General features: G+C 41.7%; 27 protein-coding genes. 3 read left to right on the top strand and 24 right to left on the bottom strand.

Going from position 1 to position 25790, the window contains the following annotated elements; genetic code table 11:
* Positions 1-101 precede the first annotated feature (101 nt).
* The 19 genes from nrdI to K5Q22_RS06325 form a co-directional block, all read right to left on the bottom strand.
* Positions 102-554 carry a class Ib ribonucleoside-diphosphate reductase assembly flavoprotein NrdI gene (gene nrdI, locus K5Q22_RS06415; RefSeq protein ID WP_205014022.1) on the bottom strand — a complete coding sequence of 151 codons (453 nt, stop codon included), beginning with the start codon at positions 552-554 and terminating at the stop codon, positions 102-104.
* 76 nt (positions 555-630) lie between these two features.
* Positions 631-1569 carry a YitT family protein gene (locus K5Q22_RS06410; RefSeq protein WP_398578138.1) on the bottom strand — a complete coding sequence of 313 codons (939 nt, stop codon included), beginning with the start codon at positions 1567-1569 and terminating at the stop codon, positions 631-633.
* The gene (gene aspS, locus K5Q22_RS06405; RefSeq protein ID WP_205014018.1) at positions 1556-3307 is read right to left on the bottom strand and encodes an aspartate--tRNA ligase; all 1752 of its coding nucleotides are present in this window, start codon (positions 3305-3307) and stop codon (positions 1556-1558) included. The genes K5Q22_RS06410 and aspS overlap by 14 nt, the downstream gene beginning before the upstream one ends.
* A 231-nt stretch (positions 3308-3538) precedes the next feature.
* A complete protein-coding gene (locus tag K5Q22_RS06400; protein ID WP_205014015.1) occupies positions 3539-3991 on the bottom strand; it encodes a GNAT family N-acetyltransferase in 453 nt (150 codons plus the stop codon).
* Positions 3992-4000: 9 nt separating this feature from the next.
* Positions 4001-4912: an aldo/keto reductase family oxidoreductase gene (locus K5Q22_RS06395; RefSeq protein ID WP_205014012.1), complete on the bottom strand. Its 912-nt coding sequence runs from the start codon at positions 4910-4912 to the stop codon at positions 4001-4003.
* Between the two features lie 68 nt (positions 4913-4980).
* On the bottom strand, positions 4981-5994 hold the full coding sequence (locus tag K5Q22_RS06390) for a glycosyltransferase family 2 protein (protein WP_205014011.1): 1014 nt from the start codon (positions 5992-5994) through the stop codon (positions 4981-4983).
* 162 nt (positions 5995-6156) lie between these two features.
* Positions 6157-7521 (bottom strand): metallophosphoesterase, encoded by a 1365-nt coding sequence (locus K5Q22_RS06385; RefSeq protein ID WP_205014010.1) that lies wholly within the window; start codon positions 7519-7521, stop codon positions 6157-6159.
* 82 nt (positions 7522-7603) lie between these two features.
* Entirely contained in the window at positions 7604-9121 is a 1518-nt protein-coding gene (locus K5Q22_RS06380) for a flavocytochrome c (protein WP_205014009.1), read from the bottom strand.
* Between the two features lie 133 nt (positions 9122-9254).
* Positions 9255-9704 (bottom strand): thioredoxin, encoded by a 450-nt coding sequence (locus K5Q22_RS06375; RefSeq protein ID WP_205014008.1) that lies wholly within the window; start codon positions 9702-9704, stop codon positions 9255-9257.
* A gap of 64 nt (positions 9705-9768) precedes the next feature.
* The gene (rpsD, locus tag K5Q22_RS06370; RefSeq protein ID WP_002938227.1) at positions 9769-10380 is read right to left on the bottom strand and encodes a 30S ribosomal protein S4; all 612 of its coding nucleotides are present in this window, start codon (positions 10378-10380) and stop codon (positions 9769-9771) included.
* Positions 10381-10682: 302 nt separating this feature from the next.
* Entirely contained in the window at positions 10683-11216 is a 534-nt protein-coding gene (locus K5Q22_RS06365; protein WP_205014006.1) for a hypothetical protein, read from the bottom strand.
* Positions 11213-11479 carry a Veg family protein gene (locus K5Q22_RS06360; protein ID WP_024410776.1) on the bottom strand — a complete coding sequence of 89 codons (267 nt, stop codon included), beginning with the start codon at positions 11477-11479 and terminating at the stop codon, positions 11213-11215. The genes K5Q22_RS06365 and K5Q22_RS06360 overlap by 4 nt, the downstream gene beginning before the upstream one ends.
* 3 nt (positions 11480-11482) lie before the next feature.
* On the bottom strand, positions 11483-12838 hold the full coding sequence (gene dnaB / locus K5Q22_RS06355; RefSeq protein ID WP_002938217.1) for a replicative DNA helicase: 1356 nt from the start codon (positions 12836-12838) through the stop codon (positions 11483-11485).
* Positions 12839-12869: 31 nt separating this feature from the next.
* Positions 12870-13322: a 50S ribosomal protein L9 gene (gene rplI / locus K5Q22_RS06350; RefSeq protein ID WP_012775408.1), complete on the bottom strand. Its 453-nt coding sequence runs from the start codon at positions 13320-13322 to the stop codon at positions 12870-12872.
* A 10-nt stretch (positions 13323-13332) separates the two neighbouring features.
* Positions 13333-15294: a DHH family phosphoesterase gene (locus K5Q22_RS06345; RefSeq protein ID WP_044758771.1), complete on the bottom strand. Its 1962-nt coding sequence runs from the start codon at positions 15292-15294 to the stop codon at positions 13333-13335.
* A gap of 106 nt (positions 15295-15400) precedes the next feature.
* Entirely contained in the window at positions 15401-17317 is a 1917-nt protein-coding gene (gene mnmG / locus K5Q22_RS06340; protein WP_205014003.1) for a tRNA uridine-5-carboxymethylaminomethyl(34) synthesis enzyme MnmG, read from the bottom strand.
* A gap of 2 nt (positions 17318-17319) precedes the next feature.
* Positions 17320-17775, bottom strand: a complete 456-nt coding sequence (locus K5Q22_RS06335; RefSeq protein ID WP_205014001.1) for an NUDIX hydrolase — start codon at positions 17773-17775, stop codon at positions 17320-17322.
* 36 nt (positions 17776-17811) lie between these two features.
* Positions 17812-18264: an NUDIX hydrolase gene (locus tag K5Q22_RS06330; RefSeq protein ID WP_205013999.1), complete on the bottom strand. Its 453-nt coding sequence runs from the start codon at positions 18262-18264 to the stop codon at positions 17812-17814.
* Positions 18265-18405: 141 nt separating this feature from the next.
* Positions 18406-18732, bottom strand: coding sequence for a helix-turn-helix domain-containing protein (locus K5Q22_RS06325; protein WP_014638837.1), 327 nt, complete (start codon positions 18730-18732; stop codon positions 18406-18408).
* 125 nt (positions 18733-18857) lie between these two features.
* On the opposite strand from K5Q22_RS06325, the gene K5Q22_RS06320 reads away from it, so the two are divergent.
* Positions 18858-19247, top strand: coding sequence for a nuclear transport factor 2 family protein (locus K5Q22_RS06320; RefSeq protein ID WP_024389859.1), 390 nt, complete (start codon positions 18858-18860; stop codon positions 19245-19247).
* 42 nt (positions 19248-19289) lie between these two features.
* Here the strand turns inward: K5Q22_RS06320 and mnmA are convergent, their stop codons facing one another.
* Positions 19290-20414: a tRNA 2-thiouridine(34) synthase MnmA gene (mnmA, locus tag K5Q22_RS06315; protein ID WP_205013996.1), complete on the bottom strand. Its 1125-nt coding sequence runs from the start codon at positions 20412-20414 to the stop codon at positions 19290-19292.
* 214 nt (positions 20415-20628) lie between these two features.
* On the opposite strand from mnmA, the gene sdaAB reads away from it, so the two are divergent.
* Together sdaAB and sdaAA are read left to right on the top strand one after the other, a co-directional pair.
* The gene (sdaAB, locus tag K5Q22_RS06310; protein WP_002938202.1) at positions 20629-21300 is read left to right on the top strand and encodes an L-serine ammonia-lyase, iron-sulfur-dependent subunit beta; all 672 of its coding nucleotides are present in this window, start codon (positions 20629-20631) and stop codon (positions 21298-21300) included.
* Positions 21301-21312: 12 nt separating this feature from the next.
* Positions 21313-22185 carry an L-serine ammonia-lyase, iron-sulfur-dependent, subunit alpha gene (gene sdaAA, locus K5Q22_RS06305; protein ID WP_105119835.1) on the top strand — a complete coding sequence of 291 codons (873 nt, stop codon included), beginning with the start codon at positions 21313-21315 and terminating at the stop codon, positions 22183-22185.
* Positions 22186-22225: 40 nt separating this feature from the next.
* Here sdaAA and K5Q22_RS06300 read toward each other — a convergent pair whose 3' ends face one another.
* The 4 genes from K5Q22_RS06300 to K5Q22_RS06285 all read right to left on the bottom strand — a co-directional run bounded on the left by K5Q22_RS06300 (position 22226) and on the right by K5Q22_RS06285 (position 25666).
* Entirely contained in the window at positions 22226-22831 is a 606-nt protein-coding gene (locus K5Q22_RS06300) for a DUF3642 domain-containing protein (protein WP_205013993.1), read from the bottom strand.
* A gap of 111 nt (positions 22832-22942) precedes the next feature.
* Entirely contained in the window at positions 22943-23611 is a 669-nt protein-coding gene (locus tag K5Q22_RS06295) for a response regulator transcription factor (protein ID WP_014638843.1), read from the bottom strand.
* Positions 23608-24990, bottom strand: a complete 1383-nt coding sequence (locus K5Q22_RS06290) for a HAMP domain-containing sensor histidine kinase (RefSeq protein ID WP_205013991.1) — start codon at positions 24988-24990, stop codon at positions 23608-23610. The genes K5Q22_RS06295 and K5Q22_RS06290 overlap by 4 nt, the downstream gene beginning before the upstream one ends.
* Before the next feature lie 121 nt (positions 24991-25111).
* Complete coding sequence (locus K5Q22_RS06285) at positions 25112-25666, bottom strand: LysM domain-containing protein (RefSeq protein ID WP_205013988.1); 555 nt, start codon at positions 25664-25666, stop codon at positions 25112-25114.
* Positions 25667-25790 lie beyond the last annotated feature (124 nt).

Genomic DNA, 25790 nt, shown 5'->3' with positions numbered 1-25790 from the left:
CCTAAATATTTTTCATAATCTCCTTAAAACTCACTGGTCACACTGGTGAGTTTTTTTGTGTGACAAAAAAACAACCCAGCATAAAGCTGAGTTGAGGCTCTTTACATCAATTCCATTATCTTCCGACCAATGCGTTCAATGTCATTCTGCATCCCTCTGAGTTCAAAGGTGTCTATAACAGGAAAATAAAATCGCTCAGCATATTGCTTAGCAGTCAGACAATATTGGTTGTTGAAATTCCGATTGCCTGAGCCAACGACACCCAGACAGAGCTCTGCATTGGTCCCCAAAGCGATAAAATCTCCGAGAGGATTGGTCAGAATTTCCACATCTCCGTTGTCCACTCCATTTCCACCTTCTAAGTAGGTTGGTAAAAAGGCGACAAAGGGTGCATCTAGCTGATAGAAAGGAATATCCTGCTTGACCAAATCTTTGACATGAACCAGTTCAACCTCCCAGTCAGTTTGAAATTGGAAAAAGGACTTTAGGCGTTTCACAAAACTTTCTGTATTGCCACTCAAACTAATGTAAACCAAATATATTTTCTTCTTCATACATTTCCTCTTTATAATAAAAACACTACATGTAGACTGTAAATACTATTTTACTCCTACATGTAGTGTTTGTCAATCAGTCACTTTCCACAAACCGACCAATAATATTGACGTTGTCAGCTACCGATACAAAGGCTTCGGGGTCTGCCTTTTTCATAATATGCTTGAAATCATTGAACTCTGCACGAGTGATGATGGTAATGAGAATCGTCTTTTGCTCATGGTTATAAGCACCCTCAGCACCGTTGATAATGGTCACACCGCGATTGAGCTTCTTATGGATTTTCTTAATGACTCGTTCAGGATGATTAGTAATAATCATGGCCTGCATCCGTTTTTGTTTCACGAAAATCGCATCTGTCATGCGACTGGAGATAAACAGCGCAACCATTGAATACAGGGCATATTGCCAGCCAAAGGTCATCCCTGCAATCAACATAATCATAATGTTGACAATCAAGGAAATGGAGCCAACTTGACGTCCCGTCTTCTTGCGAATAATAATAGAGACAATATCGGTACCACCACTGGATACATTGTTCCTAAGCGCAAAGCCAATCCCAGTTCCCAGCATGAGACCACCGAAAATAGCATTGACTAACGGATCCGTCGTCAGGGTAACTGGCGGCATAAATTGGATAAAGAAAGAACTGAAGGATACCGTAATAAAGGTAAAGATAGTAAATTTATAACCAATTTTATACCAAGCTAAGATAAGCAAGGGGATGTTCAGACCGTAGTAGACCACCGCAATCGGTACATTCCAACCAGCGTAAGAAGCTGCCAGAGCAGAAACAATTTGTGCAAGACCAGTAACTCCAGACGAATAGACATTCCCTGGTCTAAAGAAAAAATTGACTGCAATACTAGATAGGAGTCCATAAATAATGGACCCCGATATCCGTTCAGCATATTTTTCCCGAGAAATTCCCAAAATGACCGACCAAAACTTATTCTTTCTGGCCTTTCTTAAAAAGCGTACACGCTGTTTTCTGAAAAATTTATTCATTTTCAAGTGTAATGTCTAAAGCCAATTCCTCTAATTGAGCTGATGCAACCGTACTTGGTGCCTGTGTCATCGGATCAGATGCCTTGTTATTCTTCGGAAAGGCGATAACTTCACGAATATTATCCTCACCAGCCAATAACATGACAAAGCGGTCCAAACCGATAGCCAATCCACCGTGTGGTGGGAAGCCGTAGTCCATAGCTTCAAGCAAGAAACCAAACTGCTCATGCGCATCTTCAGGTGAGAAACCAAGAGCCTTGAACATCCGTTCTTGCATGTCTTTTTGGTTGATACGAAGGCTACCGCCACCCAATTCATAACCATTCAAAACAATATCGTAGGCAACTGCACGCACTTGCGCCAAATCACCATCCAAATGATGAGCTGTTTCTTCCGTCGGCAAAGTGAATGGGTGGTGGGCACTCATATAGCGACCTTCCTCTTCCGACCACTCAAACATTGGCCAGTCTACAATCCAGAGGAAGTTGAATTTGCTTTCGTCAATCAAACCTTGCTCTTTTGCCAAGCGGTTACGCAAAGCTCCCAAGGTATTATTGGCTACTTCCAATTCATCCGCCACAAAGAGAACCAGGTCCTTGTTCTCAAGTTGTAAACTTTCTGTCAACTTATCTGTAATACCTGTCAAGAACTTAGCAACTGGACCCGCTAATTCTCCCTTGTCTACTTTAACCCAAGCAAGTCCCTTGGCACCAAATTGTTTGGCGTATTCTGTTAATTTATCAATGTCTTTACGTGAGTAGCTATCCGCCGCACCCTTGACCACAATGGCTTTGACAACTGGTGCTTCTGAGAAGACTTTGAAATCAACTTCCTTGACAAGTTCTGTCAAGTCTTGCAAAAGCATCTCAAAACGAGTATCTGGTTTATCTGAACCATAGAAGTTCATAGCATGGTCATAGGCCATACGAGGGAATGGCAAGGTCACATCGATTCCTTTGGTATCTTTCAAAACCTTAGCAATCAAGCCTTCTACGATGTCTTGGATTTCAACTTCATTCAAGAATGAGGTTTCTAAGTCCACCTGTGTAAACTCAGGTTGACGGTCCCCACGCAAGTCCTCATCACGGAAACACTTAACGATTTGGTAGTAACGGTCAAAACCAGCATTCATCAAAAGCTGCTTAGTAATCTGTGGACTTTGTGGCAGGGCATAGAAATGACCTTTTGACACACGAGATGGTACCAAGTAGTCGCGTGCACCTTCTGGTGTTGACTTAGTCAACATTGGCGTCTCCACATCAATAAATTCCAAGTCATCCAGATAATTGCGAATGCTGTGGGTTACAGCTGCACGCAATTTGAAGTTGTTGAGCATTTCTGGACGGCGAAGATCCAAATAACGGTAACGAAGACGGGTATCATCGCTGGCTTCAATGCCATCTTTGATTTCAAACGGAGTTGTCTTAGCCGTGTTCAACACTGTTAAGCTGGTTACTTGCAGTTCAACAGCTCCTGTTGGGATGTTGTCGTTGGCTTGTTCACGCTCCACAACCGTTCCCGTTACTTCGATAACAAACTCGGAACGAAGACTCTCCGCTTTTGCCATCACTTCAGCTTCAACTGACTCAGGGTTAATCACCAATTGCATAATGCCTTCACGGTCACGCAAATCAATGAAAATCAGACCACCCAAGTCACGACGACGGCCAACCCAACCTTTCAAAGTAATTTCCTGTCCGACATGTTCTTTACGAACACGTCCAGCGTACATAGAACGTTTCATTTTCTTCCTCTTTTACTGATTTTATACCTATTCATTCTACCATAAAATGGCTGATTTTTGGGGGAAATTGCCGAGAAAAATCTAAGAAACTGTATTCACCGGCCAGCATTCCTATCTTAGACTTTTTATTCAGATACTCAGCCTTTGTATTTTCAAAATACAGGTCATATTCCTTCAAAAAACTATCTCTTATAGAACTTGACTTGTGAGTACAGGCTTAAAAAACCAGCCTTAAACGACTGGTTTAGTATAAAGCATATCTAAATGCGGAATATCGTCCTCTAGATAGACTTCTGAAACCGCCTCAAAACCTAGCGAACTATAGAACTTTTCTAAATGGGCTTGGGCACCGATTTTAATCTGACTTTCTTTCCATTCGTGTGTAATATAGCGAATTGCCTGCTCCATCATTGGTCTTCCTAAGCCTTTGCCACGATGACTTGGCTTGATAACCACACGGCCGATAGAAACTTCGTCATAACTTAGACCAGCTGGCAAGATTCTCAAGTAAGCCACTAACTCTCCTTCATCAGTTCCCAAAAGATGAAGACAGTTTGGATCCTTTCCATCAACTTCAGGATAGGGACAGGCCTGTTCAACGACAAAGACATCAACTCTCAGTGTCAATATACCGTAAAGTTCCTGTAAACTTAGTTGGTCAAATGCTTTTATTTCCCACTGCATAGCTTCCTCCTAGGGCAAGATGTTGCCTGCACTTTTATATATTTCGTACCATTCTGGTCGAGTCAAGGTAATCTGACTAGCTTGTGCAATCTTGGTCAAACGATCTGGATTCATGGACCCAACAATGGTTTGAATCTTTGCTGGATGGCGCAAAATCCAAGCTACGACAATTGTTTCATGTGAAACATTGTATCGCTCTGCTATTTCCCCAATGGTCTGGTTTAAAAGAGCATAGTCAGGATGACTGGCAAAAATACCTCGTTGCAAATCAATCAAGAAAGGAGACCAGGCTTGGATAGTGATTTTTTTAAGCTGGCAATAATCAATCAGCCCACCATCACGCATAGTCGCAGCATCATCTTTCATATTGACATGTAATCCAGCATCAATCAAAGGCGTGTGAGCAGGAGAGAGCTGCAATTGATTAACTGCAAGCGGTTGATCGAGATAGGATTGAAGTAACTCCATTTGGTAAATGTTTTGGTTGCTGACGCCGAAATGATGAACCTTCCCTGCTTTTTTCAAGAGATAAAAGGCCTCTGCCACTTCCTCTGCTTCCATTAGAGCATCCGGACGGTGTAAGGCGAGAACATCCAAATAATCTGTATCCAAGCGCTTCAAAATCCCATCTACAGACTCCAAGATGTAATCTTTAGAAAAATCAAAATAACCCTTGCGAATGCCACATTTGGACTGGAGAAGCAGGTCCTCACGCTTGATACCTGCCAATTTTGCCCCCTGAGCAAAGCGAATTTCTGACTCACCTCCGCCGTAAATATCTGCATGGTCGAAAAAGTTGATTCCCTGTCCAACGACTGTATCTAATACTCTAGCAGTTTCCTGCTCTGTCAAACTAGCCATTCGCATACAGCCTAAAGCAATTCGAGGAACCTGTAAACCTGTCTGTCCTAATTCTTGCATGTGTCTTCTCCTTGTAAGCGTTTTTTCTTCTATTCATTATAACAGAAAAACTCAGCCGAAACTGAGTTTTAGTTAAAACCATAAATTCTTTTCGCGATTTTATAGACAGCATTGGAAATTTTTCGGCCTGGATACCCGTATAGGTTAGTTAATTGCCCGAGTAACCCTTTTCGAACGATTTTAAAGAGAGCTGGATTGTTATCCCGAATATAGTGCCATAATTCCTGCTTTTTCATCATATGTTCAGCTGTTCCAGCACGATTGAGAAGGGCACAGGAGATAATGGTCGTAATCTCTACGTGATTGAGCAAATAACTCCGTAAATCAGGATTGTCAATCGCCTCCAAGTCTAAATTGTCTACCAAGATTCGATTGACTTTTAACTGCTGGTCAATTCGTTTAATCATGACGGATTCATTGACAGACTGGTCATTTCGCCCAATAAAGTACCGATAAAAATCTACTGGAAGATAGAACATGGTTTTCACAGCCTGTAAAGGGGTAAACACGAAAATATTATCCACATAGAAAGTATGCTCTGGTAGAACGAGACCAACCTCACGCAATAAATCTGTCCTGTAAATCAAGGAATGCATCATCATGTATTGCCCCTTGGAAAAGGCACCCACATCCTCCCAACCGAAGATACGGTTCTCAGGTAGAGTGGATTGATAAGACATGGTTTTTTTACGAGATTGTCCCTCTTTTTCATAAACAAAGTTGGAGATAAAGGCATCAACTGGCGTATTCTCATATTCCAAAGCCTGCAAACTCTCCAGGATCTTCAAATAGGCCCTAGTATCGACCCAGTCATCTGAATCTACAACTTTAAAGTACTTCCCTTTGGCCTCACGTATCCCTGTATTAACAGCTCCGCCATGGCCCTTATTGTCCTGATAGATGGCACGTACGTTTGAAAATTGATTCTCTAGTCCCTCTGCGATTTCCTGAGTCCGATCGGTCGAACCATCGTTGATAATCAGAATTTCAACCTTGTCACCACCCATTACAAGGGAATGAACACAGTAATGAAGGTAAGCCTCCGAATTATAACTCGGAATGGCAATGCTTAGTAAGGTCATCTTTCTCTCCATTTGACACAATTTGTTACTATTTTATCACATTTTCAGGAAAGTTGCTGATCATTTTTATTTGTAAAAACGACCAACTCAGACAGTTACTAATGCATAACTTATTCACAACCTGTGGAAAAGTTGTGGATTTCTTCAACAATCTGTGGAAAACTATTGGACAAAATCTTTTTCTGTTTTAATCCCTAGTTTTTCCACATCTCGACCTTGACTCCGTTTTATAATTACATCAAGATAATCAGCCAAGAAACTTCTCGGTGACACTGCTTGCAAGGTCTGATAGGCTTGGCTAGGAAATACCATCTCTTCAAGCCAAGTCTGGTCCAATTTTTCTCCTGAAAAATAAGCACGATTGGCTGGCATGATAAATTGTGAAATTGCATCTGCCGTCTCGCCATCATACCAACGTTCATCGTTCAACACATTGTGGACCATGATGTCACTGGTATTGTCAAAGATGGTTTGTAAGTACTTTACGTGATCCTGCAAATTTGGATCACTAGGTTGGTGTTTTTCTGTCCACCAAGCCATATCAAGTTGAGTTTTTTGATAGTGAATGCTTGCATTACCAAGGCTCAATTGGCCGATAATTGCTGGATAAATAGAAAATGCACCATTGACCACTTCAGAATAGCTGACTTGCCCCAAGTCTTCTTCAACAATATTCTGAGAATGAGTGTGGCCTGAAAAACCAAATTGAATGCCATATTGATTGAACAAGGCCTTCAAATCGGCAGCATTATCCAAAGTATAGCCTTTTGAGAGCATGGCATGCTGTTGCAAGACATTGTGATGGACAACAGGTATCAAGTTTACTCCAGCTTCCTTGGCTGCCTGAAGCTGTACTTCTATCCAATCCAAGGTCTCTTTTTTGATACGTCCATTGGTTGGAGGAGCTCCTTTACCGTAGCCGTCAGAGTAGATGTTACTGTCTATCATCAGAAACCAAGCATTGGAAAATGGCTTGGCCAGATAGCTCAATGAGGCTTGATCACGACTGCTGGCTTGTTGATAGCCATGATCGTCAAATATATCTGAAAATTGCTGAGCGGTGACCTGATCTGTCACTACCTGCTGATCTCCCTTAAAAGCCCTAGCCCAGCCACTGGCAATATCATGGTTACCAGGAATGACCAAAACCTCTGTTCCTTTTTCTTCAATCTGGGTAAAATACTGTGACAATTCAACCATGCTCTGCTTTTCACCATTGAGAGTCAAATCCCCACTGACTAGTAACAAGGAAGGATGTTCACGCTCAACCTGCTCAACCAAGGCCTCCATCCGCTCTTTACCATAGCGCAAATCCTTACCAGCAGCTGTCTTTTCGATATAAGAAAATGCCTCTCCATCATCAAATAAATCCTGTGATAAATAATGCAAATCTGTGATAATCCAAATTTTATCCTGGTATCTTAATTCGGCCTCGACATAGGATTGCTGACGCTGGCCAGCAATAGCAGACCAAATCAAAAGAATGGCTGCAATAGCTCCTAACAATAATACTATTTTCTTCTTCATACCTTAAAAGTATATCATCTTAGATGAATGACGACAATACAAAAAGAGGAGTTAGACTGTAGCCAACTCCTCATATTAAAATTTATTTCTTAGCAAATCCAGCTGCTTGTTCACCAGCTTGACGACCAAATACGATGATGTCTGCTACAGCATTACCACCAATACGGTTTTGACCATGAACACCACCAGTTACTTCACCAGCAGCATAAAGACCAGAAATTGCTGAACCATCTGTTTTCAATACTTCAGTATTGGTATTGATTTTCACACCACCCATTGTATGGTGAACACCAGGTGCAACTTTAATGGCATGGTAAGAACCAGTATTCAAAGCATGGTCCATACCTGATGTACGACCAAATACCGCATCATTCTTATCTGCTACAGCCTTGTTCCAAGTATCAAGTGTTGTTTGAAGTGTATCCGCAGGTAGGTCAATTTCTTTAGCCAAATCTGCAAGTGTAGCACCCGTTTTTACAAGACCTTTTTCTTCGTATTGAGCAATAGCTTTCACACGATCTTTCAAGGCATCATCAAAGATAACATAAGCATAGTTTGGCTCTAAGCTATTGATAGCCGCAGAAACTTTATCACGAGTTTCCAATTCGTTAACAAAACGCTCACCTTTTGAATTGACAAGGATAGCACCCTCACCACGAACAGCTTCCGTAATCAAGTAAGAAGTTTCTTGCTCAACAGTTGGGTGAATTTGGATTTGTTCCATATCAACAGTCGCAGCACCTTCTAATTCAGCAAGCGCAATACCGTCACCTGTTGAACCTTCTTGGTTAGTAGTGACATAACCTTCAAGGGCTGGATTGAATTTAGCAACCATGTCTAAGTCCGCACCGAAACCACCTGTAGCCAATACAACTGCTTTTGCAGAAACTTTCTTAGTTTTACCAGCAATTTTTACTTCAACACCTGTCACAGCTCCATCCTTGTCTTGGAGTTTTGTAACATCTGCATTTACAAAAATTGGTACTTCACGTTCAACAAGATTGTGGTAAAGACCATTTACTAAGTAGCCACCAACAGCTGAACCATCTGCAGGACGGTGGGTACGTTTCTCGCTCATACCACCAGTTGTAGTTAGATTGCTAAGAGTGATCCCCATTCCATCCAACCAGTCAATTGCACTAGCAGAATGATCTACAAGATAACGAAGTAGTTCAGGATTATTTGTTCCCTTACCACCTTTAAGTGTTTCTTCGTAGAATTTATCGTTTGTATCAGCAATCCCTTCCGCTTCTTGGAATTTAGTCTGTGAAGCATTCATACCAGCTGACGATTTAGCCGTATTACCACCGATAACAGGCATTTTCTCCAAGAGAGCAACACTAGCACCAGCGTCTTTAGCTGAAATAGCTGCCGACATACCTGCACCACCAGAACCAACAACGATAACATCATAGCTATCTTTCAACTCAGATGGATCTGTATAAACTTTCTCAGATGCACCTGAAACAGCTTCTTCTGATGAAGAAGAAGTCGTAGATGATGAAGATGTAGCTGTCTTTTCAGACTTACCTCCACACGCCACTAAAAACAAAACAGCAAGTAGACTCATCAACAAGCCTAACCAAGCTTTCTTTTTCATATAAACCTCCAATTTTTATCTGATATTAGTATTATACAAGATTGTGAAATGTTTTTCAATCTGTTTTGAAATATTTTTCACAAACATGAACAAAAAAATGTATGATATTCGATTCATACATTTTTAAAACTATTTACTCCCCTTGAAGAGCTAAAAAATTCTCTATTTCGGATAGCATTGCTTGACTCCCTTTACGAAGTATTCCAGATAATTTACCCGATTTATAATAGGTTAAGCTAGGAACCGTAGTAAGACCTTGACTCTGTCGAAATTGTTGAATTTTTCCAGTCGGATCCGACTCGCTATCTAAATAGTAGATAGTTGTATGTGATTGCTCTACTGCCTCTGTTAATTTAGGAACAAAATCACGACAATAAGGGCATGTCTCACGACCTATGTATAATATAAATTCTTCCTCGTCTTGGACCTTTTGCTCCACTTCATCTATCGAAATAGCCTGATAACTCTTGACAGCCTTCACGTAGTCTGATTCATTTGGTGCAGCCGCTGATTGAGATAGAAAGAATGCCCCACCTACGACCAAAATAGTCAATACCACTAGCAAAGAATACTTACGCCACATAATCCCTCCTCAAATACAGACAAAAAGCCCTTGTAATAGGGCTTTTAAAATATTGATACAAATCTTAGAGCATTTTGTTGTAGAATTCTACGACAAGAGCTTCGTTGATTTCTGGGTTAATTTCGTCGCGTTCTGGCAAGCGAGTCAATGAACCTTCAAGCTTTTCAGCATCGAATGATACGAAAGCTGGACGGCCAAGAGTTGCTTCAACAGCTTCAAGGATAGCTGGAACTTTGATTGACTTCTCACGAACTGAGATAACTTGACCAACTTCAACGCGGTATGAAGGAATATCAACGCGTTTGCCGTCAACAAGGATATGACCGTGGTTTACGAATTGACGTGCTTGACGACGAGTAGTTGCCAAACCAAGACGGTAAACGACGTTGTCCAAACGACGCTCCAAAAGAAGCATGAAGTTGAAACCAAGAGTACCTTGTTTGATTTTAGTAGCTTGTACGAACAAGTTACGGAATTGTTTTTCACCCAAACCGTAAGAGAAACGTAATTTTTGTTTCTCAGCCAATTGCAAACCGTATTCTGACAATTTAGAACGGTTGTTTGGTCCGTGTTGACCTGGTACGTAGTTACGACGTGCCAATTCTTTACCTGTACCTGTCAATGACAAGCCAAGACGACGAGCTTGTTTCCAAGATGGTCCTGTATAACGTGACATATGTTATGTCCTCCTAAAATAGAAATTTCCGTCATTTCGTTTCTCTTTTATTACGTCGTTAAGTCGGCTTGGCATACCTCAGTATAGCCTGCCCCTCCTTGCCTAGTACTAAAAGGAAACAAAAAGACTTGTTTATAGGAAATAACGTTTTAAGCAAACCTGATTCGTGCAGGAGGCCTTCATCGAAACAGCAACGATTACTCTTCTTGCTGACCTTCTGTTGACGAGCTTCATTTTGCCCTGCTGTTATTTCGCACAAAGATTAGTATAGCACAAAAAAAAGGCTCTGTAAAGCCTTTTACTTATTTTACTTTTTCAAATCCGATAATTTGGAACATCTTACGGTACTCACTGGCAGAAGTTGTTCCAACATCTTCTAGAAGCTCTAAATCCCCTGTTCCCACAATCCGTGAAACTTCATGAAAGTCAGCTATAGCTGGATCAATACCAATCAAGAGCCGCCAAACACTTTCACGAGGAAAAGAAATTTCCATCTCTACACCGTCTAATTTTTCAAGTTCTACTAGTTCAGGTAAAGAATATTCATAAAATATTCTTTCCAGTAGCTGTCCTGCCTCTTCTTGACTTTTAACTCCTAAATCACTAAGATAAGCATCTGTTATTGCTACCTCGTAATATATCTCAAAGTTAGTAATAACATCATGTCTGTGTGTAATACTCAAATATGCTGAGGCATTTTCATTCTCTTCAGAAGTATATTTATATAACTCTGTCGTTGGCTTATCTGATTTAGTCTCTGCATTATTCTCTACAACACAACCTACCAATATCAAACAACTGACAAGCAACGTCAAATGCCACTTAATATTTTTCATAGATTATCCTTATTATCCAAATAATGAATCAAAATCTTTTCTGTCAAAATGTCTGAGTAAGTATAAGATTCCACAAAGGTATTGTTTGGATCTTCAAATTCAACGATAAAGAGAGACTGATAAACCTCCACAATACGCCCCTGCTTATTCTTCTCACGCTTACGACCATTTTCAAGAGTCAATTCAACGATTTGTCCCTCATGGTCTTTAATATCTTGTTTGATTTGCTTCATTTTAGCAACATCTGTAAATGCATCACTCATTCTCTATCCATCCTCTCTCTTGGAAATACTTGCAAATTTATTGTATTCTTTTTGGAACATCAATTCCACGGTACCACGCGCACCGGAACGGTTTTTCTCGATGATGACTTCAACCGTATTATTGGGAATACCACCGTCTTCCTGCTCACCGCGCTCATAATAATCATCACGATACAAGAAGGCAACAATATCCGCATCTTGCTCGATAGACCCAGATTCACGAATATCAGACAGAACAGGTCTCTTATCCTGACGTTGCTCAACTCCACGAGACAACTGACTGAGGGCGATAACTGGTACTTTCAATTCCTTTGCCAAAATCTTCAACTGACGGGAAATCTCAGAAACCTCTTGTTGTCGGTTTTCACGACCTGTTCCCGTAATCAATTGAAGATAGTCAATCAAGATCAAGCCCAGATTGCCCGTTTCCTGAGCCAACTTACGTGAACGCGAACGAATCTCTGTAATCTTGATACCTGGTGTATCATCAATATAGATACTAGCCCGAGCCAGGTTAGCTTGAGCCACCATGTACTTATTCCATTCTTCCTGCGTTAAATGCCCCGTACGAATAGCCCTCGAATTGATAACTCCCTCAGAAGCGAGCATACGGTCAACCAAGCTTTCTGCACCCATCTCCAAAGAAAAGATGGCAACTGTCAAACCCAGTTTTGTACCGATATTTTGTGCAATATTGAGAGCAAATGCCGTCTTACCAACCGCAGGACGAGCCGCAAGAATAATCAACTCTTCCTCATGCAGACCCGTTGTCATGGCATCAAGAGCAGGATAACCAGTTGCAATCCCTGTAATATCCGACGTCTGCTTAGCACGAGTTTCAAGGTTGTCAAAGTTGATATTCAAGACATCATCAATCCGCTTGAAACCACTTCGACTGGCTCCCTCACTGACATCAATCAAAGCTTTTTCAGCATTGGCAATAATGTCATCTGAACCATCCGCACCCTCATAAGCCTGATTAACTGCATCCGTCAAACGGGCAATCAGTTTACGGAGATTAGACTTTTCAGCAACAATCTTGGCATAGAATTCCGCATTGGCCGCCGTCGGCACGGAACTAATGATTTCAGCCAGATAGGCTAAGCCACCAATATTTTCCAAATCACCATGGTTGACCAGATAGTTCCGCATGGTAGTCGCATCAATTGCCTCATTTCTATCAGAAAGAGCAATCATAGCTTTAAAAATTAGCTTATGAGCATGTTTGAAAAAATCTTCAGCTTCGATGTATTCACGAACGAAGACCAGCTTGCCTTCATCAAGGAAAATAGCTCCTAATACCGATTGTTCAGCTAGAATATCCTGCGGTTGCACCCGCAATTCATCCAACTCTGCCAAGATCTCACCTCCTCACTGGCTAGATAAATAATTAAGCTTCCTTAATACTCAAATTAATGATGCCTGTTACATCTTGATAGATTTTAACTGGCACATCAATGAGACCAATCGCACGAATTGGGTGATCCAGCTGAATATGGCGTTTATCAATCTTGATGCCAAATTGCTTGTCCAATTCTTCAGCAATTTTCTTGCTGGTAATAGAACCAAAGGTACGACCATCTGGACCAACTTTTTCGACAAATTTCACTAAAGTAGCTTCCTCAGCCAGCTTAGCCTTGATAGCCTCTGCTTCTGCAATCATCTCTGCATGAGCCTTTTCCTTAGATTTTTCCTGACCACGAAGGGCGCTGATCGCTTGATTTGTTGCTTCCTTAGCCAAATTTTTCTTGATCAAGAAATTTTGGGCATAACCTGTTGGAACTTCCTTAATCTCACCCTTTTTACCTTGACCTTTAACATCTGCTAAAAAGATTACTTTCATATCTGTTCTCCTAATTTCCATTTATTTCTTCGCGGATTTTATCCGTCAACTTTTCACATACTTCTGCGATTGTCTGGTCATATACCTGAGCGGCAGCTAGGTTAAAGTGGCCACCTCCACCCATTTCTTCCATAATGCGTTGAACATTGATCTTACTATGACTCCTTGCAGAAATAGATACATACCCTTTGGTATTCCTTGTTACAACGAATACCGCCTCAATTCCTGCCATGTCCAATATTGTATTGGCAGCCTTGCTCGGAATAATATTATCGTATTCTTTAGTATCATCTGCACACGCAATAACAACATTGGACTCAATTCTCTGCCCACTTAAAATCAGTTCATTGATTTGACGATATTCCTCAAAATCTGTCGCAGCAATCTGCTGAATTTCCAAGCTATCACTACCACGAGTCCGCAAGTAACTAGCCACATCAAAAGTACGACTGGTCACACGAGATGTGAAATTTTTTGTATCAAGCATAATCCCAGCCATCAATAAACTAGATTGAATGCGATTAAGCTTATGGTGTTTGTCATTCTGGAACTGAATTAATTCCGTTACTAACTCACTCGCAGAACTAGCACCACTCTCTATATAAGTCAAAACTGCGTTATTTGGGAAATCTGTATCGCGACGATGATGATCAACCACCACAACCTGAGTAAATTGTTCATAGAAATCCTTATCCAAAGTCAAGCCAATCTTTGAATGATCTACCATGATTAACAACGACTGGAAAGTGACCATCTTCATGGCTTCCTCAACCGTTAGCAAATTAGAACAATTTTCATCACTCAACTTCTTGATAGCACGTGCAATATCTGGTGCCATTTCATCTGGATTATACACCGTGTAGGCATTGTTCATAATATTTTGAGCAAAGTACTGCATACCGACCGCGGATCCAAGCGCGTCCATATCTAAATTACGATGTCCCACCACAAAAACAGCATCAACCGATTTGAGTTTATCTGATACAGCAGTCATCATAGCACGAGTCCGCGTACGTGTTCGTTTAACGGAAGAAGCTGAGCCACCGCCAAAGAAAAGTGGCTGTTTACTCTCATCATTTTCCTTGACCACAACCTGGTCTCCACCACGAACCTCAGCCATATTGAGATTTTGGAGCGCAACCTGTCCGATTTGGTGATGATTTTCATTACCATACGCCAATCCCATACTCAAAGTCAAACCTAAATCTAACTTTTTAGCCTCCTCGCGGAACTTATCAATAACTGAAAACTTATTCTCTATCAATTTTTCCAACACAGCATAATCTGTAAAGAAATAGAATCGATCCATTGTGCCGCGTCGGTAGTAGATACCGTAATCATGGCAAAATTCTGAAACAAATTGAGCCAAGAAGGAATTGACTTGGCTAATTTGAGAATCAGTTACAGCATCCTCAAGCTCATCATAGTTATCAACTGAAATAATCCCTATAACAGGACGGCTTCCGATCAAACTATTTGTCGCTGAATACTCTGTTGACGCATCAAAAAAGTAAAATAACCCTTGATCAAAATCAACGTTAACAGCATATCTCTTGCCTGAAAAGTTCGCATAAATTCGCTCCTCATCCAGACCAACGTCAATAATTTCACGTAGTTTTTTTTGATCAAACTCACCATTTTCTTGAGCAAAAATCAGCTCAGCAAAGGGATTAAACCATTCTACCTGATTACTATCTGGTCGAACTTTGATAACTCCCACTGGCATTTTATCCAAGAGCATCATCAAACCAGAATTGGCCTGATTATTGAGATATTCAATCTGTTCTAGCTCACTAAATTCATAAGAATGTTTTTGATAAATAAACAGCGCAATCAACACCAATAGGCTGATGAGTAGCGCAAAAACTGTACTGGCACCAATTGGAAAAAGTCGGTGGACAAGAGCCACCAACCCAAATAAAATGACACCTATCATGACAAAGTGAATTGTCGAAAATCGAAATCTTTTCATCACTAACCTCTGCCTGCCATTCTACCATAAATTCAGTAAAAAAGCTACTTTTCACATGATTTTAAAGTAGTTGACATATAGCTGACATACAGCGAAAAGAACAGCCTTAGTGACTGTCCTTTGATTTGTTTTTAGAAATGGAACGACTGCGTCCTTCCAAGTAAACCATAAGAATGGAGATGTCCGCTGGATTGACACCGGAAATCCGACTAGCCTGACCAATGGTTTCTGGTGAAATCAGCTTGAATTTCTGACGAGCTTCCGTCGCTATGGAATCAATATCATCCCAGTCAATATCTGCTGGAATACGTTTTTCTTCCATACGTTTCATCTTCTCCACCTGATCCAAGGCCTTGGCAATGTAGCCCTCGTACTTGACCTCTGTTTCAATCAATTCAATGGTCTTGGCATCCAAGTCCTCTGCCGCAGGGCCGATAAAGGCTACCGCATCTGCGTAAGTCACATCTGGACGACGCATGAATTCCTTGGCAGTCAGGGCATCCGTCAGAGGCTTGAAGCCCATGGCTACGACTTTTTCGTTGGTTTCCTTGATTGGCTTGAGTTTGATAGATTCCAAGCGTTTCATTTCATTGTCAAATTGGTTTTTATGGATTTGGAAGACCTGCCAGCGTTCATCATCTACCAAGCCAACCTGACGACCGATTTCCGTCAGACGCATATCGGCATTGTCATGACGCAGAATCAGGCGGTATTCTGCCCGACTGGTTAAGAGGCGATAAGGCTCCACCGTTCCCTTGGTTACCAGGTCATCAATCATAACACCAATGTAGCCGTCGCTCCGTTTCAAAATCAGCTCAGGCTTGCCCTGCACCTTGAGGGCTGCATTGATACCAGCGACAATTCCCTGACCTGCCGCTTCTTCATAACCTGATGTTCCGTTGGTCTGACCTGCTGTAAAGAGCCCAGAAATCTTCTTAGTTTCCAGCGTCGCCCGCAATTGATGAGGCATAACCATATCGTACTCAATAGCATAGCCCGTCCGCATCATCTGAGCATTTTCCAAGCCTTTAATGGAGTGGATCAAGTCCTGCTGCACATCTTCTGGCAGACTGGTTGACAGCCCTTGAACATAGATTTCATCGGTATTGCGACCTTCTGGCTCTAAGAAAAGCTGGTGGCGTTCCTTGTCGGCAAAACGCACAATCTTGTCCTCAATAGACGGACAATAACGGGGACCAATCCCCTTGACAATGCCCGAAAACATAGGCGCCCGATGAAGATTGCTGTTGATAATCTCATGGCTGGTCGCATTGGTATAGGTCAACCAGCAAGGGATCTGGTCCTGCAAATAATCCTCGTCCTTGGACAAGAATGAAAAGTGATTTGGCTTTTCATCGCCTGGCTGAATCTCGGTTTCGTCGTAATTAATGGTGCGAGCATTGACACGCGGTGGCGTTCCTGTCTTGAAACGACCGATTTCAAGTCCCAATTCTTTCAAATTATCCGCCAGCGTGATAGAAGCTAGGCTGTTGTTAGGGCCTGATGAATATTTGAGGTCGCCGATGATAATCTCACCACGCAGAGCTGTACCCGTCGTCACCACAACTGCCTTGGCGGAGAATTTCTGGTTGGTAGCCGTGCGGACACCGATAACCTTGCCGTCTTCCACCAAAATCTCATCAATCATGGTTTGATGCAGGGTCAGATTTTCCTGACGCTCCACCGTCCGCTTCATCTCCGCCGCGTACTCTGCCTTGTCCGCCTGAGCCCGCAAGGCACGTACGGCTGGCCCCTTACCCATATTGAGCATTTTCATCTGAATATAGGTCTTGTCAATGTTGCGGCCCATTTCGCCACCCAGGGCATCGATTTCCCTTACCACAATCCCCTTGGCAGAGCCACCAATGGAGGGATTACATGGCATAAAAGCCACCATATCCAAGTTAATGGTCGCAAGCAGGGTCTTACAGCCCATTCGGCTGGCTGCCAAGCCTGCTTCTACACCCGCGTGCCCCGCACCGATCACGATGACATCGTAGTTTTCTGCAAATGTGTGTGTCATTTTTATTTCTCCTTTATGTTCATGATATGTTTGACTTGCCCATTCCAGTTTGGCAATTCTTGAGCCAGAAAAGCTGGTACGACATCTAGATTGACAAGCTTGTCAAGTTCAATCCATTCACAAACTTGTTTCAAGTTATCTTCAATCATCTCCACAGGCATTTTTCCAATAGGCTCGACAATAAAATGAAACTCGATGTTGTGAAAATCTATATCTTCATGTGTAAACTGATTTTCAACGACAAAGGCTAGTTGGTTGACACAACTGTCACCCCCTAATTCTTCTTTGACTTCCCGAACAACCGCATCTTGTGCAATTTCGTTGACTGCAATTGCACCACCAATGGTATAATAACAACCCTTAGAGTCCTTGGTGAAAAATATTTCCCCATCTTTTATAAGCAATGCAGTGGCACGAACACCGAAGACCTGATTGTCAATTCTGGTCCTAAAATCCATTCTTCCTTCTCTTTTCTAAAATTTCATTTAGATAGTCTAGCTTTCCCGATTAGTAAAATGCTGCAACTGTCCCTTACAAGTGGCTAGTTCCGTTTTGAGAAAGGCAGGGTTAAGGTCAAGATTTTTCAAGTCTGTAAAGGCAATCCACTCACACTGACGGATAGAATCACCTTCTTCCAGATAGGTAACTGGATCAGACAGTGGGGTAACAAGATAAAGAAATTCAATCTGATGATAGGATTTCTCCTGCAAACTAAACTGATTTTCAACGATGAAAGCCAGCGGTCCAACCTCCACATCAATTCCAAGTTCTTCTTGCATTTCCCGTTGCACAGCCTCTTCAGTTGTTTCACCAAGCTGAATGGCTCCGCCCAAGGTGTAGTAGTTCCCCTCCGGTGCCCTTACAAGAAATAGTTTCTCATCTTTTACTAACAATCCCGTCGCACGAACACCAAAGGACTGGTTGCCTACCACTGTCCGAAAGTCCATCTTCTCTCCTCAATAGCAAAAAATAGCCAAAACTCTCGAAAACTGCAGGACAAAAAAGCCTACAATTCCCATGAGCTTTGACCATCATGATAATTGTTACTCTTATTCTATCAAAAGATTTGTAGAATTTCAAATCTAGTGTTACGCTAACGTTTCAATATATTCTAAGCCCCAAGCCTCAACAGCATCCAGTACCGAACGAAATTTTTCGCCCATCTCAGTCAAGCTATACTCTACACGAGGGGGGACTTCTGCATAGACCGTGCGACTAATAATGCGATCCTCCTCCAATTGTCTAAGGTGCCTTGTTAACATGGTTTGAGTAATACCTGGAATCAGTCGCTGTAATTCATTGAAGCGTTTCGTTCCTGTACTGAGTTGGTAGATAATCACCAATCCCCACTTACCAGTCAAGACTTTTTGTGTTGTTGCAAAAGGGCAAATACCATATTCACTAACTTTTTTCAAAAAAATTCTCCTTTATTTATCACAATAGTATCACTTTTGATACTAACGAATGCAAAAGTACCTACTTGCATAATGGAATGCTTCAGCTATAATTGTACTATATCAAAAAAATTGGAGGACATCAAATGTCAACAAACTTGGAAATTTTTAATGCCTATAACAATGCTCTCATCGCTGGTGATTTTGCAGCTCTTTTTGAAACAATGGCTAATGACATTATCTGGCATCAACCCGGAAATCATTCAACATCTGGTGCTAAAATTGGTAAGGAAGTACTCGGAGCACATCTAGCAACTTTCGCCGAAAAAACAAATGGAACTTTCAAAGTAGTGACAAACTGGGTATCCGATAATGATACTCTTGTTGCCGCTAACGTAACATTCCTCGGTACTCGAACAGATGGTGAAGAACTAAACATGAATGGCATCGATCTTTTCCGTATGGAAGATGGCAAAATCAAGGAAGTTTGGCTCTTCTCAGCCGACCAAAAAGCCGAAGATGCTTTCTGGGGATAAGATAAAAAGCTTAGCATGAGGGTGCTAAGCTTTTATTTTTGATTAAATATACTGACAAGCAACCCCATCCTTGTAGGCCATGTCGATCATGCCACCGCCCAGACACTCTTGACCGTCGTAGAAAACAACGGCTTGACCTGGTGTGATGGCTCGTTGTGGCTCTGCAAAAACAACCTCTGCCTTGTCACCTTTTACCTTGACAGTTACTTGACTATCTGGTTGACGATAGCGGAACTTAGCCGTGCATTCAAGCGTGAATTCTTCAGGCATATCACGTGTAAAGTGTACTTGACTAGCCTGTAAAGAAGTTGACATCAAGGACTCATGATAGAAGCCCTGACCGACATAGAGGATATTTTTTGACAGGTCTTTTCCGACAACAAACCAAGGCTCATTGTCTCCACCGATTTGTCCTCCGATACCTAGCCCGCCCCGCTGACCAATGGTATAGTACATAAGGCCTGTATGCTCTCCCATATCACGACCGTCAACCGTCATCATCCGGCCGGTCTGGGCTGGCAAATACTGCCCTAAAAATTCTTTGAAGTTCTTTTCACCGATAAAGCAGATGCCTGTCGAGTCTTTCTTTTTAGCCGTCGCCAAGCCTGCTCGCTCTGCTATTTCCCTCACCTGAGGCTTTTGTAAATGGCCGAGCGGAAACATGGTTTTCTGCAGTTGTTCCTGTGAGAGTTGGCTAAGGAAATAGGTCTGGTCCTTGCCATTGTCTGCCCCACGTAGCATATGGACGGTGCCGTCCTCGTCGCGTGACACCTGAGCGTAGTGCCCCGTCGCCACATAGTCCGCCCCCAAGTTCATAGCGTAGTCCAAGAAGGCCTTGAACTTGATTTCCTTGTTACACATGACATCTGGATTGGGGGTGCGGCCAGCCCGATACTCTGCTAAAAAGTACTCAAATACGCGGTCCCAATACTCTTTTTCAAAGTTGACAGAGTAGTAAGGAATGCCGATTTGGTCTGCCACTGCAGCCACGTCCTTGTAGTCTTCTGTTGCTGTACAGAAGCCATTTTCGTCCGTGTCGTCCCAGTTTTTCATGAAGATGCCGATCACATCGTAGCCCTGCTCCTTGAGCAAGAGGGCCGTAACCGATGAATCCACACCGCCACTCATACCGACAACGACACGCGTTTTAGAATTGTCAATTGACATAATCTTCTCCCATCTTTTCGTAGAAATAACGATTTGAAGGTCGTATTCCAAAATTTGATTATCCAAAAACGATTGACGATTTTGAACAACTTGTATTATACCATACAAAAAGGGTAAGCGATAGGATTTTAACATAAGAAAACACATTCATCTAGGCATATTCTCTAACTGGAAAATTTGATATAATAGTACCAAGAAAAACGTGAGGATTACTATGACAAACTTAAAATTTCAGTCGGTCTTTGATATTATTGGACCTGTTATGATTGGCCCATCTTCTAGTCACACAGCTGGTGCGGTCCGCATTGGAAAAATTGTGTCTTCCATCTTCGGCGATGAGCCAACAGAGGTGGAATTTCAACTCTACAATTCCTTTGCCAAGACTTATCGTGGTCACGGTACGGATGTAGCCTTGGTAGCAGGTATTCTGGGCATGGATACGGATGATCCCCGCATTCCTGACTCTCTTGATATTGCAAGAGAACGAGGCATTAAGGTTTACTGGCGTGTCAACAAGGACAGCAATACCCCACATCCCAATACCACCAGAATCATCATAAAAAACGATAAAAAATCCATCTCAGCCACAGGCGTTTCCATAGGTGGGGGAAACATTCAAGTAACAGAGCTCAACGGTTTTTCTGTCAATCTCAATATGAATACGCCAACTATTATTATTGTTCACCAAGATGTCCCTGGTATGATTGCGAAAGTGACCGATGTCCTTTCTAAGTATGACATCAATATCGCCCAAATGAACGTGACACGTGAAAAAGCTGGCGAAAAAGCCATTATGATTATTGAAGTGGATGCTCGCCAATGTGAAAATTCTATTGCAGAAATTGAAAAAATTCCACACCTGCACAATGTAACCTTCTTCAACTAGAAAGAGAAAGACATGTTTTATACTATCGAAGAATTAGTTCAGCAAGCAGACAACTTTTCTGGTAATGTAGCTGAACTCATGATTGCTACTGAAATTGAATTGACCGGTCGCAGCCGCGAAGAAATATTGACAATTATGTCAAGAAACTTGACAGTTATGAAAGCCTCCATCGTAGATGGACTTACTGAAAGCAAATCCGTATCTGGTTTAACAGGAGGCGATGCTGCCAAGTTAGATGCCTATATGAAATCTGGTAAAACCTTGTCAGATTCCGCTGTCCTATCCGCCGCAAGAAATGCCATGGCCGTTAATGAGTTGAATGCCAAAATGGGCTTAGTCTGTGCCACTCCGACAGCAGGATCTGCAGGCTGTCTACCAGCTGTGCTAGGAGTTGCTATTGAAAAACTCAATTTGACAGAAGAACAGCAACTTGACTTCCTATTTACAGCTGGAGCCTTTGGACTAGTTATCGCCAACAACGCCTCCATATCAGGTGCAGAAGGAGGCTGTCAGGCAGAAGTCGGATCTGCCTCTGCTATGTCTGCCGCAGCATTAACTCTTGCAGCAGGTGGAACTCCCTACCAAGCCAGCCAAGCCATCTGCTTTGTCATCAAAAATATGCTGGGTCTGATTTGCGATCCCGTCGCTGGTCTGGTAGAAGTCCCTTGTGTCAAACGTAATGCAATGGGAGCAAGCTACGCCTTGGTTGCTGCCGATATGGCACTAGCAGGTATCGAATCCAAAATCCCCGTTGACGAAGTCATCAATGCCATGTACCAAGTTGGTTCAGCCCTCCCAACTGCCTTCCGTGAAACTGCTGAAGGTGGCCTTGCAGCTACACCGACGGGTCGTCGCCTTGCTCAAGAAATTTTTGGAGAAGATTGACAATAGTGTAAACCAAAAAGGACCTTAACGGTCCCTTTTCTTATTGTTTCGTGAATGTTAGTTTCTCTAAAGTTGTATCATTAGCATCAATTTCTGTCAAAGTAAGAGTTGGACCATTCAAGGTATAACTATCTGCTTCGCCATCAATATAGGCAAGTTTTTTATCTAAATCAAAGATAACTTGTTCAATATCTTGATCTCCGTCTTTGTCAACTTCTGTCAAGGTTGCTTGATTCCCTTTTACAGTCAACGTGTAGGAGTCATTTCCAGATGTTGCTGTATAAGTACCATCTAGCTCAGAGGTGTCAACTAACTTTACACCGTAACTTGTTGCGAGTTGACTAGCAGAAGTTGTATTTACTGATGAGGCTGATGATGCATTAGCTTGTGCTACTACCTGTTGATTGTCATCATCATCTGCAATTCCAACTTGTCGCTCAATTTGATCTCCTAATGCCTCTAGTTTATTTTCATAGACTTCTGCTACGACAAAACCAGCCGTCACAAGTGCCAAGGCACCTACCGACAATAAGATAATCGATTTCTTACTCATGCCTGTAACCTTCTGTTTGACTGATTCCCAGACACCTGTTTTCTTACTTTCTACCACTTCAATAATTTCTTGTTGTTGATTGTTATTTTCCATTTTGTCCTCTTTTTAACTTGTTTTCTTCAGCTCTTGCTGATAAGTCTATTATAGAGGATAGGTTTTAACACTTTAGAGAAACTTTCTAAACAAATTCTAAACACTTATAAATTAATCATTAAGACGATAGCCTGCTCCCCAGACAGTCTCAATCAAATCCGCTCCCAATTTATCTCGGAGTCGATTGACATGAACAGCAACTGTCGCACTATCTCCAACATAGTCATATCCCCAAATGGTTTCAAACAAGTGATCTTTAGAGAATACTCGGTTAGGGTGTTTTGCTAGATAAACCAGCAATTCAAATTCACGATTAGGCAATTTGATTTCCTGACCATCCAAAGTCACTTTCCAATTATCCAAGAAAATAGTCATATTCCCAACTGTTAATTCATTATGATCATTATCCTTTTGAAAACGCTGGTAGCGAGCCAAATGAGCCTTTACACGCGCCACCAACTCCATGGGATCAAAAGGTTTGCTGATGTAATCATCCGCTCCCAAGCCTAGCCCTCTCACCACGTCCATAGTTTCTTGCTTGGATGTAACCATTAAAATAGGGAAATCCACCTTATCCCGTAAATCACGACAAAGATCGTAGCCAGTTTTATTTGGGAGCATGACATCCAGCATTAAAAGAGCATAATCCTCTTTTTTGAGTTGGTCCTCTACAAGACCACCGTCATGTACCAAATCTACTTGGTAGCCCTGCATTTCTAGATAATCTCGCTCCAAATAAGCAATCTCTACATCATCTTCTGCGATTAAAATCCGTGTCATTTCGTATCCTTTCTAGGTAATCTAAAGATAAATCGAAGACCTGGAGTTGCCTCAACAGATACCTGACCATCCAGTCTCTCCATAATATTTTTTACAATCGCTAACCCCAGACCATGGCCTTCTACTTGCTGTCTGGTCTCGTCTTCCCTGTAAAATTCTTCAAAAATCAAGTCAAGTCTATCCTTTGCTACACCTTTTCCGTTATCTGTAAAAGTCCAAACAACTTCTTGCTCCTGCATTTGTCCAGTAATACTGATTATCAGGGGCTTTACAGCGGCATATTTTCGTGCATTGTCCACCAAATTATCTAGAATTCTACGAAATTGAATTGGATCAATCTCAACTGGCAATCCATCTGATACTTCCAAACTAAACCGAATGTCCTCATCTACTAATTCCTCAGTTTTCTCTCTTACATAGGACTGTAAAAAGATAGCCAAATCAAGCTGGACTTTATCAAATGGCATTTTATCTGTCTGCAATTGTGAAAAAGCAAATAATTTTTCCAGTAATTTCTCCATCACCTGAGATTTTTGATAGATAACAGTCAAATACTGATTGCGTTTTTCGTCCGTATTGGCAATACCATCCAAAATTCCCTTGGCATAACCTTTGATAGAAGTCAAGGGAGTCCGCAAATCATGCGAAATATCTGCGACCATCTGGGTCCGATTTTGTTCATACAGTCGATTTTTCTCACGGGCATCTAACAAAGAAGTCTGCATTTGATTGAACCCTTGGGTCAATTCTTCAAATTCCTTATCACCTTGATAGGTCAGAGGTACTGTATAATCTCCCTGCTGGATACGTTCTACACCGCTGTGCAATTCCTCCAAAGGACGCATGATGACATCTAGGAGACGGCGAGTAAAGAAGAAGTTAAGCACCACTACGACCACGATACCTATTCCACCAACTAACAAAAGCTGTATCAGGAAGGCTTGAAATTCTTGGCTTTCTTGCTGGTCTTCCAAATCTTCTAACAAGGCATATAAATAATAAACTTGCCCATCCATGGCGAGTTTACGGCTAATCACAATTTCTCCATCTACATAGGAGGTGTGAGTGGTTGATGATACTGTCACTCCCAATATCTCATCCGCATCATCTTTCAGATTTGAAAAGACAACCTCGCCATTACTTTCTACATAGAGTCGTGCATCATTCGATGCTAACTCATCTGCCAATACTGCAAAATCTAATCCCGAAAATTTTTCCAAACTCTGTTGACTACCTGCTGTCTTCTGGCTAGTGGACTGCCATGTTTCTTGGTTACGATAAATACTATTAACCACATAAACACTTACCCCCAGCATAGCAACCAAGGAAAAAATAAGCATAATCATATTTAATCGAAAAATTCTTTTTTGTAATTTCATAGTTCTTCTTTTCTAGTCAATTTTTTCACAATTATAAACAAAACAACCCTATCTGTAAAGCTAGACAACTTTCAACAATAGAAAAAAGTCTAGCATCGCGCTAGACCTCTTCTAATTTATCTTAGTACCAACCATTTGCCAACCAGAAAGCCTTGGCTGCAGACCATGAACCATAGCGACTAGCAACATAAGCATCTGCTACACGCTCTTGGTTTTCTGGTGAGTAATCACCGTTCAAGTAAGTATTTGTCAACTGGTAACGACCAATGTAGATACCGTTACGGGCATCATAGCTACCGCTTGATTCCTTCATTGCAATCCATTCTTTTGCTGCTGCATCTTCAGCACTCAAATTTGAAGAATAGGTGCTAGTTGTTGCAGTAGAAGTTGATGATGTTGTTGATTGAGTTTGTTCAACTGAACTCTCTACTGCCTTCACTGTCACATCACCCAATTCGATAACTTGACCGACATGGATAAAATCTAAGTTGGTAATCTTATTCTGCTCTGCTAATTTTTCAACAGTAGTATTGTGTGTTTCAGCAATTTCAGACAGGGTATCACCAGACTTTACAGTATAGGTTTCTGCACTGACTACACCCGCAGTCAAAAGGTAGATTCCCGCTACCAAACCAGCAATAGTTGTTTTTAAGTTTTTCTTTAATGTAATGTTCATAATAGTCACATTCCTTTCTGTCATGTGTCTATCATACCCTCTAACTATTACTTAGACTTTGTGAAATTGTTACAAATATTACAGACAAATTGAGATTAGACAATAAAAACGCTATTTCTAGCGT

Origin of the sequence: Streptococcus sp. 2018162 (assembly GCF_019754175.1) — a bacterium.
Classification (GTDB): Bacteria; Bacillota; Bacilli; order Lactobacillales; family Streptococcaceae; genus Streptococcus; species Streptococcus hashimotonensis.
The sequence above is the reverse complement of the archived record's forward strand: the minus strand, read 5'-3'. Positions and strand labels throughout refer to the sequence as shown.

Coding starts and splice junctions, on each gene's coding strand:
- nrdI (WP_205014022.1), bottom strand. CDS start 554: ATGAAGAAGAAAATATATTTGGTTTACATTAGTTTGAGTGGCAATACA.
- aspS (WP_205014018.1), bottom strand. CDS start 3,307: ATGAAACGTTCTATGTACGCTGGACGTGTTCGTAAAGAACATGTCGGA.
- K5Q22_RS06400 (WP_205014015.1), bottom strand. CDS start 3,991: ATGCAGTGGGAAATAAAAGCATTTGACCAACTAAGTTTACAGGAACTT.
- K5Q22_RS06395 (WP_205014012.1), bottom strand. CDS start 4,912: ATGCAAGAATTAGGACAGACAGGTTTACAGGTTCCTCGAATTGCTTTA.
- K5Q22_RS06390 (WP_205014011.1), bottom strand. CDS start 5,994: ATGACCTTACTAAGCATTGCCATTCCGAGTTATAATTCGGAGGCTTAC.
- K5Q22_RS06385 (WP_205014010.1), bottom strand. CDS start 7,521: ATGAAGAAGAAAATAGTATTATTGTTAGGAGCTATTGCAGCCATTCTT.
- K5Q22_RS06380 (WP_205014009.1), bottom strand. CDS start 9,121: ATGAAAAAGAAAGCTTGGTTAGGCTTGTTGATGAGTCTACTTGCTGTT.
- K5Q22_RS06375 (WP_205014008.1), bottom strand. CDS start 9,704: ATGTGGCGTAAGTATTCTTTGCTAGTGGTATTGACTATTTTGGTCGTA.
- rpsD (WP_002938227.1), bottom strand. CDS start 10,380: ATGTCACGTTATACAGGACCATCTTGGAAACAAGCTCGTCGTCTTGGC.
- K5Q22_RS06365 (WP_205014006.1), bottom strand. CDS start 11,216: ATGAAAAATATTAAGTGGCATTTGACGTTGCTTGTCAGTTGTTTGATA.
- K5Q22_RS06360 (WP_024410776.1), bottom strand. CDS start 11,479: ATGAGTGATGCATTTACAGATGTTGCTAAAATGAAGCAAATCAAACAA.
- rplI (WP_012775408.1), bottom strand. CDS start 13,322: ATGAAAGTAATCTTTTTAGCAGATGTTAAAGGTCAAGGTAAAAAGGGT.
- K5Q22_RS06345 (WP_044758771.1), bottom strand. CDS start 15,294: ATGAAAAGATTTCGATTTTCGACAATTCACTTTGTCATGATAGGTGTC.
- mnmG (WP_205014003.1), bottom strand. CDS start 17,317: ATGACACACACATTTGCAGAAAACTACGATGTCATCGTGATCGGTGCG.
- K5Q22_RS06335 (WP_205014001.1), bottom strand. CDS start 17,775: ATGGATTTTAGGACCAGAATTGACAATCAGGTCTTCGGTGTTCGTGCC.
- K5Q22_RS06330 (WP_205013999.1), bottom strand. CDS start 18,264: ATGGACTTTCGGACAGTGGTAGGCAACCAGTCCTTTGGTGTTCGTGCG.
- K5Q22_RS06320 (WP_024389859.1), top strand. CDS start 18,858: ATGTCAACAAACTTGGAAATTTTTAATGCCTATAACAATGCTCTCATC.
- mnmA (WP_205013996.1), bottom strand. CDS start 20,414: ATGTCAATTGACAATTCTAAAACGCGTGTCGTTGTCGGTATGAGTGGC.
- sdaAB (WP_002938202.1), top strand. CDS start 20,629: ATGACAAACTTAAAATTTCAGTCGGTCTTTGATATTATTGGACCTGTT.
- sdaAA (WP_105119835.1), top strand. CDS start 21,313: ATGTTTTATACTATCGAAGAATTAGTTCAGCAAGCAGACAACTTTTCT.
- K5Q22_RS06300 (WP_205013993.1), bottom strand. CDS start 22,831: ATGGAAAATAACAATCAACAACAAGAAATTATTGAAGTGGTAGAAAGT.
- K5Q22_RS06295 (WP_014638843.1), bottom strand. CDS start 23,611: ATGACACGGATTTTAATCGCAGAAGATGATGTAGAGATTGCTTATTTG.
- K5Q22_RS06290 (WP_205013991.1), bottom strand. CDS start 24,990: ATGAAATTACAAAAAAGAATTTTTCGATTAAATATGATTATGCTTATT.
- K5Q22_RS06285 (WP_205013988.1), bottom strand. CDS start 25,666: ATGAACATTACATTAAAGAAAAACTTAAAAACAACTATTGCTGGTTTG.